The sequence below is a fragment of the Pseudomonas sp. PS01303 genome (assembly GCF_029959385.1).
In the GTDB taxonomy this organism is placed as follows: Bacteria; Pseudomonadota; Gammaproteobacteria; order Pseudomonadales; family Pseudomonadaceae; genus Aquipseudomonas; species Aquipseudomonas rustica.
Genome location: NZ_JASCPK010000025.1, coordinates 47,493 through 57,342 on the forward strand (window position 1 = coordinate 47,493; position 9,850 = coordinate 57,342).

The following is a 9,850-nucleotide window of genomic DNA, read 5'->3' on the forward strand; positions in this document are numbered from 1 at the left end:
TCCGCTTTCGGGAAATTTGATGCTGATGCTATCAGAGACGCAGGCGCCCGCCACGACTGCGTGCAGTGCCCAAGCCGTGCGGCAGCAGACTGGAGCGGGTGTGCGCGTGGCAAATGGCAATGGCCAGGGCGTCGGATGCATCGATTTGCGGTTTGGCGGTCAGTTTGAGCATGTGCATGACCATCATCTGCACTTGTTCTTTATTGGCCGCGCCGGTGCCCACCACGGCCTGCTTGACCTGAGTCGCCGTGTACTCGGCGATCTCCAGGCTCTCTTCGGCGCCAGCGACAATCGCCGCGCCACGGGCCTGACCGAGTTTCAATGCAGAGTCGGCGTTCTTCGCCATGAAGACTTTTTCGATGCCCATGGTGACCGGGCCGTAGGTCTGAATGATTTCACGCACGCCGCGATAAACGATTTGCAGCCGTTCGTGCAGCTCGCCCGCACCGGTGCGGATGCAGCCGGAAGCCACATAGATACAGCCGCCACGCCCGGTATCACGAACAATCCCGTAACCGGTGATGCGCGAACCGGGGTCGATACCAAGAATTAAAGTCATAACGCCTGCAGAAATTGATGCGAAAGCTGAGGGTACAGGTAGGAGCTGCCGAAGGCTGCGATCTTTTGATCTTTTAAAAACACAAAGATCGCAGCCTTCGGCAGCTCCTACAGGTGAAGTGTAGAGCCAGCAAAAACTGCGACCTTTCTATTTACATCAACCGAGCTGAGCAGCCACGTCTTCCGGAATGTCCGCGTTGGAGTAGACGTTCTGCACGTCGTCCAGATCCTCAAGCATGTCGATCAGCTTGAGCACCTTCTCCGCGCCTTCCAGATCCAGCTCGGCGCTGGTGGTCGGCTGCATGACGATTTCCGCGTCATCACCCTTGAAGCCGGCCGCTTCCAGCGCGGTACGCACCGCGTAGAAACTGGTGAACGAGGTGAACACGTCGATCGAACCGTCTTCGTGTGCAACCACGTCATCGGCATCGGCTTCCAGCGCCGCTTCGGTCAGTGCGTCTTCATCGACGCCCGGCGCAAAGCTGATCTGGCCTTTACGTTCGAACAGATACGCCACCGAGCCGTCGGTGCCAAGGTTGCCACCGCACTTGCTGAACGCATGGCGCACGGCTGCGGCGGTACGGTTGCGGTTGTCGGTCATGCACTCGACCAACACCGCTACGCCGCCCGGGCCGTAGCCTTCGTAGGTCAGCTCTTCAACGTTGTCCGCTTCGGTCGCACCGGCGCCACGTGCAACGGCACGGTCGATGATGTCGCGGCTCATGTTTGCGCTCAGCGCTTTATCCAGCGCCAGACGCAGACGCGGGTTGGAGCCCGGATCACCGCCGCCCTGACGGGCCGCAACGGTCAGTTCGCGGATCCACTTGGTGAAGATCTTGCCCCTTTTGGCATCCTGACGTTCTTTGCGGTGCTTGATGTTCGCCCACTTGGAATGACCAGCCATAACTCGCTCCGAATTCTCTTTGAAACGTTGCCCGCCCTGCTCATGCAGCGGCCAGCACACAAAAAATCTCGACCTGCTTTCTATAGATAGAAAAAAGGCGCATCCGAAGATGCGCCTTCAGGCCCGTGTTACTCAGCCTTTGGCGTTTCGCGCAAACGAATGTGCAGCTCACGCAGTGCCTTGGCATCCACGACACCCGGCGCTTGCGTCATCACGTCAGCAGCACTCTGGGTTTTCGGGAAGGCGATCACTTCACGGATCGACTGGGCGCCGGTCATCAGCATCACCAGACGGTCGAGACCGAAGGCCAGACCACCGTGCGGCGGCGCACCGTATTTCAGGGCGTCGAGCAGGAAGCCGAATTTCTCTTCCTGTTCCGCTTCGTTGATACCCAACAGGCGGAATACCGCTTGCTGCATTTCCTTGCGGTGAATACGGATCGAACCGCCACCCAGTTCAGTACCGTTCAGCACCATGTCGTACGCGCGGGACAGCGCGCCGGCCGGGTTGGCTTCCAGTTCTTCCGGGGAGCACTTCGGCGCGGTGAACGGGTGGTGCAGCGCGGAGAAGCTGCCGTCGTCGTTTTCTTCAAACATCGGGAAGTCGACAACCCACATCGGTGCCCACTTGCAGGTCAGCAGGTTGAGGTCGTGACCGAGCTTGATACGCAGTGCGCCCAAAGCTTCGCTGACGATCTTGGCCTTGTCGGCGCCGAAGAACACGATGTCGCCGTCAACGGCGCCAACGCGATCGAGGATGGCGTTGAGGTTTTCCAGCGGGATGTTTTTCACGATCGGCGATTGCAGACCTTCAACACCGGCAGCGCGCTCGTTGACCTTGATGTACGCCAGGCCCTTGGCCCCGTAGATGCCGACGAACTTGGTGTAATCGTCGATCTGCTTACGTGGCATGCTTGCGCCGCCTGGTACGCGCAGAGCAGCGATACGGCATTTCGGATCGTTGGCCGGGCCGCTGAATACTTTGAAATCAACTTCTTTCAGTTGATCGGCGACGTCGACCAGCTCCAGCGGAATACGCAGGTCTGGCTTGTCGGAACCGTAGCGGCGCATGGCTTCTTCGAAGGTCATGTGCGGGAATTCGCCGAATTCCAGATCCAGCACTTCCTTGAACAGGTTGCGGATCATTTGCTCGGTCAGGCCCATGATCTCTTTTTCATCGAGGAAGCTGGTTTCGATGTCGATCTGGGTGAATTCTGGCTGACGGTCAGCGCGCAGGTCTTCGTCGCGGAAGCACTTGGCGATCTGGTAATAACGGTCGAAACCGGCAACCATCAGCAGTTGTTTGAACAGCTGCGGCGATTGCGGCAGAGCGAAGAACGAACCGGCGTGAGTACGGCTCGGCACCAGATAGTCACGCGCACCTTCAGGGGTGGCACGGGTCAGGATCGGCGTTTCAACGTCGAGGAAGCCGTTTTCGTCGAGGAAGCGACGGATGCTGGTGGTCATGCGCGAACGCAGACGCAGCTTCTCGGCCATTTCCGGACGACGCAGGTCGAGGAAGCGATAGCGCAGACGGGTTTCTTCGCCGACGTCGGAGAACTCGTTCAGCGGGAACGGCGGCGTTTCCGACTCGTTCAGCACTTCCAGCTCATAACCCAGCACTTCGATCATGCCCGACGCCATGTTGGCGTTGGTGGCACCGGCCGGACGCAGACGCACCTTACCGGTGATCTTTACGACGTATTCGCTGCGCACGCGGTCGGCGGCGGCGAAGCTCTCGGCGCGATCCGGATCGAATACCACTTGGGCCAGACCATCACGATCACGGATATCGAGGAAAATCACCCCGCCGTGGTCGCGACGACGGTGAACCCATCCGCAAAGGGTAATTTCCTGACCTTCCAGGCTTTCGTTCAGTTGGCCGCAATAATGGCTGCGCATCATGGTAGTGGTTTCGCTTCTCGTAATTCGAAATTCGGTGGAGATCCCGCCGCACTCAAACTGTGTGCGCCATCGGGACACTCACGCGTGTCGTTCGACCTGGGTTTGAACCCTAGTCAGATTTGTCGCCACCGGCCAGGTTCTTCTTGGCGCCGGTCTTGAAATCGGTTTCGTACCAGCCGCTGCCGCTGAGGCGAAAGCCTGGCATGGACATTTGTTTCTTGAGCTCTGGCGCCTGGCAGGCAGGGCAGTCGACCAGCGGTGCAGCGCTGATCTTTTGAATGGCTTCCAACTGATGACCACAGGAAGCACATTGGTAATCGTACATCGGCATGGAGGTGTCTCGGCGATCAGATTGCTACCGCGCGCAGGGCTTTGCGGCGAAAGAGCGGGATTATATCCATTAAATGCGGCCTGTGCAGCCGTAAGACTGCACGGGCCGCGACCTCGCTTGCAACCGTCACCGTTCAGACCGCGATGGCCGGCGCCACCTCCCGACCGCTGTTCATCACACAGACCACCCGCACCAGCGCACTGAAATTTTTCACTCCGCCGTGACGCAACTGCACCTCGCGGTCGACGTGGGACAACAGCGAACTGATCGAACAGCAATTATTGGCCGCCATATTGGCGAGGATGTTCCAGTACACCTGCTCCAGTCGCAGGCAGGTGGCGTAACCATTCAAACGCACGGATCGCGACAGCGGCCGGATCAATGCCATGTCGAACTCATTGACGAACGGATCGACGATCAGTTCATGGGGCGGCACGACAACCCTGTCGTTGCGCCTGTCTGCATCTTCCATATCGTTGACACTCCTTTGCCATCTCTGCGGATTTTCAAAGCCACTTCCTGTGACCTCCATAAAAACGCAGACGCAAAGTTATAGCCAGACGACTTGTTGACCCGCCACGTAGGATAAGCCAACGCAACAAGTAAGAGTCTGGACAGCGCGCCTGCAACCCAACGATTACAGGCGCGCCTCGGTCAACCTTCGAGCAGGGCGCGGAGCATCCACGCGGTTTTTTCGTGCACCTGCATGCGCTGAGTCAGCAGGTCGGCGGTCGGCTCATCGCTGACTTTATCGAGCAACGGGAAAATGCCGCGTGCGGTGCGGGTCACGGCTTCCTGGCCAGCGACGAGTTGCTTGATCATGTCTTCGGCGCTCGGCACGCCCTCTTCTTCCTTAATAGAAGAAAGACGCGCGTACGTCGCGTAGGCGCCCGGAGCCGGAAAGCCCAGCGCGCGAATGCGCTCGGCGATCGAATCCACGGCCAGCGCCAGTTCGTTGTATTGCTCTTCGAACATCAGGTGCAGCGTACGGAACATCGGGCCGGTGACGTTCCAGTGGAAGTTGTGGGTCTTGAGATACAGCACGTAGGTGTCGGACAGCAGTCGCGACAGTCCTTCAACGATGGATTTGCGGTCTTCTTCACTGATACCGATATCGATTGCCATGTTTACCCCCTAACGGCGATTGAATTCATCCAACAGGTGCAGACCCACTCTAGCAAGGCTGACCACACCTCGCAGCCTTGATTGGCCACAGACGCTGCGACAAATCGACCGACGCTGTGCCGCTGGCCGGGCTGATTTGAGTAGCCGCAGGCTTTGCTGTTAAATAGGCAGTGTGTCGCCATGCCCCATTTTTCGGGGTGTTGCGCATAGGCTGATGCCGTGTACGTGTCCAACGCCTCTTATTTTTGTTCCGAAGCGAACCGTGCGCCTTCAGCTCTTCCTTGTGAGCCGTCATAAACGTGAGCCAATTAAAATGTTGAAAATCGTCCACCTGCTAATGGGCGCAGCGGCTTTGCTGCTGTCGTTCATACCTAGCTTGAAATCCGAAGCCGTTCCCTACCTGCAACAACCCGATGCACTTTACCTGGCCTTTTTCGGCCTGCTGAACCTGATCATTGCCCCGGTGATTCCTTACTGGAACAAAGGCCCGCGTCAGCATCTGCAAAACCTCGTCAGCGCGCTTCTGGTACTGACCGTTGTCCTGCAAACCCTGACCCTGATCGCGCCGATGCCTGTCATCGCCGGCCAGCCAGCCGTGCTGTTCACCCTGGTGATCGCTCTGGTTGCCGTGGTTCTGCACCTGGCCGTCAGCTTCTATCGTTCTTCACCTGCTGCCGCGCCAACCAGCTATGACATGACCAATCGTGATACCGGTACCGTCAAGTGGTTCAACACTTCCAAAGGCTTCGGCTTTATCTCCCGGGATTCCGGCGATGATATTTTCGTGCACTTCCGTGCAATCCGTGGCGAAGGCCACCGCGTTCTGGTCGAAGGCCAGCGCGTCGAGTTCTCGGTGATGAACCGGGACAAAGGCCTGCAAGCCGAGGACGTGATCGCTGCTCTGCCGCGTCGCTGATCCAAGGCAATAAAAAACCGCGAGCAGCCTGGCTGTTCGCGGTTTTTTTATGCATTCAGAAAAGTCTTAATAGTGCGGCGGTGGCGCCTCTTCTTCAAAAGACTCGAACTGCCCGACCATTTCTTCCTGACGCTTGAGCAGCGCCGCCATTTGCAGTTGCAGACGATCGACTACGCGCTGCTGCGCGACCAGCACGTCGTTCAACGCCTGAATGGTGTCGTCCTGAAACGCCAGACGGCTTTCCAGATCGGTAACGCGTTGTTCCAGGCTCATGCTTCAGCCCTCCAGAAACGTGAAGTCTTCGGTCAACACCAGACGCAAGCGCTCGCGAATCGCGGCAACCTGCTCGGCACTGTATGGCTTGGCCGGGTGCTTGCCCCAGACCGGCGCCGGCCAGGCGGCGTCATCGCGTTTGCGCACAATTACATGCATGTGCAACTGGCTGACAACATTACCCAGTGTTGCCACGTTCATTTTGTCCGCGTCCAGCAAGTCCTTGAGCAACTCGGCCAGTGCGGTAGTTTCCAGCCACAACTGCTGCTGATCGGCGACATCCAATTGAAACAACTCGCTGATATCGTCGCGACGAGGCACCAGGATGAACCATGGATAGTTGCTGTCGTTGGACAGCAACAGGCGGCAGAGCGGGAAGTCACCGATGGTCAGCGTGTCCTGTTGAAGTCGTGAATCTAAAGCAAACACTGCGCGCACTCCCGGCTGATCGACATATTCAGCTTAGCGGCCAGCCCGACGGGCAGCGCACCAAGCGACAGACCGGAAGCATACCGCGAATACGCCAGTCTTCACGACAGCTGTGCCCGGCGGCGCTTTCGCCGAACGCCCCGACATGTGACATTTATTGGCGCCCTGCACCAGCACGGAACCGAGAGGGATAACGAATACGCGTAAATGACTGAAAACCATTGAGGCGTTCTAGATTACCCACATGCCGGACTGTGTGATTACAGGACAGGGTGTAATTTTTTTTGCACCAAAACCGCACAGTGCGTCTACGCTCAGGCGTCGAAGCATCCGCCGAATACTCACTGGCGGGGTGAACCGGTAACGTTTTTGGCTGTCGCACGCGGCCGATGCCTTGGCAACACGATAGCCGGAATGGCGTCAAGCCCTTGTAGAAAGGGGCTTGGCGCCCCGTATTTATAAGGTTTTTACAGGTAACAGGCGGTGTTCAGAAAAATAACCGCACCGACATTGCGGTTTGTGCACGCTTGTTGCATTCGTACACATATGGACTATAAGCGCACCACACGATGTGGATGCCTCAAGCCCAACAAAAACAGTGGCAGGGTTGCCCGATGGAGATTCAAGTGTTTTGCCAGGGACTCTTTTTTAGCGATGCAAAAGGCTAGAAAAACAGCGAGAAAGTTGTAGACCCGATTGCATCGGTACTGTGAATTTGCGACCTCTACAAAGCCATCTGCGACAGCGTCGTAAAGAAGGTGAAACGTTAGATTCGCAAGTATCGCCAACATTGTCGGCGTGATATAAGTTTGCGCCGACACAAAAAGAAAGAGCCGCCCAGATAATAAAACAGGTGGGACGGCAGTACTCTTCTAAAAACCAAAGGAGCAAATCACGATGCGCGTGATGAAGTGGAGCATGATCGCACTGGCTGTTGCAGCAGGCACCTCGCAGTTCGCAGTGGCGTCTTCTCAGGATGATTCCAAAGGTTTCTTCGGCGACCAGAGTCTGAAACTGAAGACTCGTATGGAATACATGAACCGTGACTTTAAAAACGGTGCAGGCAACGGCTCTTCCGGTACTGCTGGCTATCGCCAGGACACCGGTGTCAGCCAACTGCTGACTTACGAGTCGGGCTTCACTCAAGGCACCATCGGCTTCGGTCTCGACGCCATGGCAATGGGTTCGGTCAAACTGGACGGCGGCTCGGGCCACCGCGGTAACGGCCTGTTCGCCAGCGACAGCGACGGCAACCCGGAAAAATCCCAGGGCAAAATCGGCGGCGCAGTTAAATTCCGTCTCTCCGACACCACCCTGAAATACGGCCAACAATTTGTTGCCAGCCCAGTGTTCGCTACCGATGACAGCCGTCTGCTGCCAGAAGTCGCGACCGGTACCCTGATCACTTCCAAAGAGATCAAAGGTCTGGAACTGAGCGCAGGTCGCTTCACTTCCCTGAGCAAGCAAACCGGTATGGGCCGTGACAGCATCGGCGGTCTGCCTGATGAAAACGGTAACGGCGGCAAAGGCCTGACCAACATCAATATCTTTGGTGCCAGCTACGCCTTCACCGACAACTTCACCGGTGCACTGGCTGCTTCCGACGCCGATGACTACTTCAAGAAGTACTACATCAACCTGAACTACACCTTGCCGATCGACGACACGCAGTCGTTGAACTTCGACCTGAACGGTTACAAAACCAAGGGCGACAGCCGTGGTGACCTGGTCGACGCCATCGGTGACGGCACTCTGGGTGTGGACAACAACCTGTGGTCCCTGGCCGCTGCTTACAGCCTGGGCGCGCACAAGTTCACCGTTGCCTACCAGCAGTCGAGCGGAGACAACGCTTACTACTATGGCGTTGACGGTAACAGCACAATCTTCGTAGCCAACTCCATCCAGATCTCCGACTTCGTGGGTCGCGAAGAGAAATCCTGGCAGGCTCGCTACGACATCAACATGAAAGACTACGGCGTTCCTGGCCTGAGCTTCATGACCCGTTACGTGATGGGTGACAACATCGAGACCAACGGTCTGGGTGAAGGTAAAGAGAACGAGTGGAACGCCGAGTCCAAGTACGTTCTGCAAGAAGGTCCAGCCAAAGACCTGTCGTTCCGTCTGCGTTATGCCATGTACCGTTCGAACGGTGCTTACAGCGGCTACTCGTCTGACAACAACGACGTGCGTCTGATCGTTGAGTACCCACTGAACATCCTCTAATAGGGATGCACAGCTGAAGTACTGTAGAGCTCTGCTCTAAACAAGAACCGCTCACCTGCTTCAGGTGGGCGGTTTTTTTATGCCTGGCTTAACTGCATTCGAATGACAAAGATTAGCCAGCTATCTATTAGCTGGCGAACTTTAATGACGACCATAAAAAACCCAAGAGTGCGAACAGCTCTTGGGTCTTTATTGATTAACTGACTGCAAAGCCAGGTATCAAGGTTGTTACTGCGCTGCTGTTTCCTGAACTACGCGAATGGTTCGCTGCGGAAAAGGAATATCAATACCAGCGGTTTTTAAACGATCACGCGACTGCTCGTTAAACATGAACATCACGTCCCAGTAGTCTGCAGTTTTAACCCACACACGCAGGGAAACGGTGATCGCGCTGTCACCCAGCGTCGAAATTACCGCCTGCGGCGCCGGGTCTTGCAGAATGCGCTCGTCGTTGGCCAGATCCAGCAGCACTTGACGGGCCTTTTGCAGATCGGCTTCGTAATCAACGCCCACATCGAACACAACCTTACGGGTCGGCTGACGATTGGTGTTGGTGATGATGCCGTTCGACAGGTTGCCGTTAGGCATGATGATGGTCTTGTTGTCGCCGGTTCGCAGCACGGTGTGGAAGATCTGGATACTGTCGACAGTACCCGCCACGCCCTGCGCTTCGATCCAGTCACCGATACGGAACGGACGGAACAGCAGAATCAGCACGCCACCGGCGAAGTTCGCCAGGCTGCCCTGCAACGCCAGACCGATGGCCAGACCGGCAGCACCGATTGCAGCTACGAACGAGGTGGTTTCCACGCCGATCATCGACGCGACGCTGACGATCAGCAGCACTTTGAGAATGATGTTGGCCAGGCTGCTGATAAAACCTTGCAATGCCAGGTCAGCATTGCGCAGAGCCAGCAGACCGCCGAGTTTTTGCGTGACCTTGTTGATCAGCCACCAGCCGATGGCCAGGGTAATCACTGCCAGCAGCACGCGGCTGCCGTATTCCATGATCATCGGGATCCACGCCTGGGATGCCTTGACCAGTTGGTCTACCTCAGCATTCAAATCCATCTTCTATCTCCTGATTTCCGGCTTTCCGGGGTGTATTCAAAACAAATGTGGGAGCGAGCCTGCTCGCGAAAGCGCTGGGTCATTCAGCCAATGAGTTGACTGGCACACCGCTTTCG

The 9,850-nt window shown here is 56.8% G+C and carries 11 protein-coding genes; 2 read left to right on the forward strand and 9 right to left on the reverse strand.

The features are described 5' to 3' along the window. Positions 1-31: 31 nt before the first annotated feature. From ruvC to QMX93_RS10485, 6 genes are all read right to left on the reverse strand, one after another. On the reverse strand, positions 32-559 hold the full coding sequence (ruvC, locus tag QMX93_RS10460; protein WP_008080220.1) for a crossover junction endodeoxyribonuclease RuvC: 528 nt from the start codon (positions 557-559) through the stop codon (positions 32-34). A gap of 156 nt (positions 560-715) precedes the next feature. Further along, positions 716-1,462: a YebC/PmpR family DNA-binding transcriptional regulator gene (locus QMX93_RS10465; RefSeq protein ID WP_282355449.1), complete on the reverse strand. Its 747-nt coding sequence runs from the start codon at positions 1,460-1,462 to the stop codon at positions 716-718. 128 nt (positions 1,463-1,590) lie between these two features. Then, positions 1,591-3,366 (reverse strand): aspartate--tRNA ligase, encoded by a 1,776-nt coding sequence (gene aspS / locus QMX93_RS10470; protein ID WP_053123083.1) that lies wholly within the window; start codon positions 3,364-3,366, stop codon positions 1,591-1,593. A gap of 109 nt (positions 3,367-3,475) precedes the next feature. Next, positions 3,476-3,697, reverse strand: a complete 222-nt coding sequence (locus QMX93_RS10475; protein WP_053123084.1) for a zinc ribbon domain-containing protein — start codon at positions 3,695-3,697, stop codon at positions 3,476-3,478. Between the two features lie 133 nt (positions 3,698-3,830). Beyond that, entirely contained in the window at positions 3,831-4,169 is a 339-nt protein-coding gene (locus QMX93_RS10480; protein ID WP_053123086.1) for a ribbon-helix-helix domain-containing protein, read from the reverse strand. A gap of 182 nt (positions 4,170-4,351) precedes the next feature. Then, on the reverse strand, positions 4,352-4,822 hold the full coding sequence (locus QMX93_RS10485) for a Dps family protein (RefSeq protein ID WP_053123088.1): 471 nt from the start codon (positions 4,820-4,822) through the stop codon (positions 4,352-4,354). A 313-nt stretch (positions 4,823-5,135) separates the two neighbouring features. Here QMX93_RS10485 and QMX93_RS10490 point away from each other — a divergent pair, with 313 nt between their 5' ends. Beyond that, entirely contained in the window at positions 5,136-5,738 is a 603-nt protein-coding gene (locus tag QMX93_RS10490; protein WP_053123090.1) for a cold-shock protein, read from the forward strand. A gap of 66 nt (positions 5,739-5,804) precedes the next feature. On the opposite strand, the gene QMX93_RS10495 is transcribed toward QMX93_RS10490, so the two are convergent. Together QMX93_RS10495 and QMX93_RS10500 are read right to left on the reverse strand one after the other, a co-directional pair. Then, positions 5,805-6,011 carry a SlyX family protein gene (locus QMX93_RS10495; RefSeq protein ID WP_053123092.1) on the reverse strand — a complete coding sequence of 69 codons (207 nt, stop codon included), beginning with the start codon at positions 6,009-6,011 and terminating at the stop codon, positions 5,805-5,807. Positions 6,012-6,014: 3 nt separating this feature from the next. Continuing rightward, a complete protein-coding gene (locus QMX93_RS10500) occupies positions 6,015-6,440 on the reverse strand; it encodes an HIT domain-containing protein (RefSeq protein WP_053123094.1) in 426 nt (141 codons plus the stop codon). An 897-nt stretch (positions 6,441-7,337) separates the two neighbouring features. Here QMX93_RS10500 and QMX93_RS10505 point away from each other — a divergent pair. Continuing rightward, positions 7,338-8,663, forward strand: coding sequence for an OprD family porin (locus QMX93_RS10505; RefSeq protein ID WP_053123096.1), 1,326 nt, complete (start codon positions 7,338-7,340; stop codon positions 8,661-8,663). Positions 8,664-8,891: 228 nt separating this feature from the next. On the opposite strand, the gene QMX93_RS10510 is transcribed toward QMX93_RS10505, so the two are convergent. Next, entirely contained in the window at positions 8,892-9,734 is an 843-nt protein-coding gene (locus QMX93_RS10510) for a mechanosensitive ion channel family protein (protein ID WP_053123098.1), read from the reverse strand. Between the last annotated feature and the right edge of the window lie 116 nt (positions 9,735-9,850).

What these genes read in the sequence shown, in the direction of transcription:
- ruvC (WP_008080220.1), bottom strand. Translation starts at nt 559, where the DNA reads ATGACTTTAATTCTTGGTATCGACCCCGGTTCGCGCATCACCGGTTAC.
- QMX93_RS10465 (WP_282355449.1), bottom strand. Translation starts at nt 1,462, where the DNA reads ATGGCTGGTCATTCCAAGTGGGCGAACATCAAGCACCGCAAAGAACGT.
- aspS (WP_053123083.1), bottom strand. Translation starts at nt 3,366, where the DNA reads ATGATGCGCAGCCATTATTGCGGCCAACTGAACGAAAGCCTGGAAGGT.
- QMX93_RS10475 (WP_053123084.1), bottom strand. Translation starts at nt 3,697, where the DNA reads ATGCCGATGTACGATTACCAATGTGCTTCCTGTGGTCATCAGTTGGAA.
- QMX93_RS10480 (WP_053123086.1), bottom strand. Translation starts at nt 4,169, where the DNA reads ATGGAAGATGCAGACAGGCGCAACGACAGGGTTGTCGTGCCGCCCCAT.
- QMX93_RS10485 (WP_053123088.1), bottom strand. Translation starts at nt 4,822, where the DNA reads ATGGCAATCGATATCGGTATCAGTGAAGAAGACCGCAAATCCATCGTT.
- QMX93_RS10490 (WP_053123090.1), top strand. Translation starts at nt 5,136, where the DNA reads ATGTTGAAAATCGTCCACCTGCTAATGGGCGCAGCGGCTTTGCTGCTG.
- QMX93_RS10495 (WP_053123092.1), bottom strand. Translation starts at nt 6,011, where the DNA reads ATGAGCCTGGAACAACGCGTTACCGATCTGGAAAGCCGTCTGGCGTTT.
- QMX93_RS10505 (WP_053123096.1), top strand. Translation starts at nt 7,338, where the DNA reads ATGCGCGTGATGAAGTGGAGCATGATCGCACTGGCTGTTGCAGCAGGC.
- QMX93_RS10510 (WP_053123098.1), bottom strand. Translation starts at nt 9,734, where the DNA reads ATGGATTTGAATGCTGAGGTAGACCAACTGGTCAAGGCATCCCAGGCG.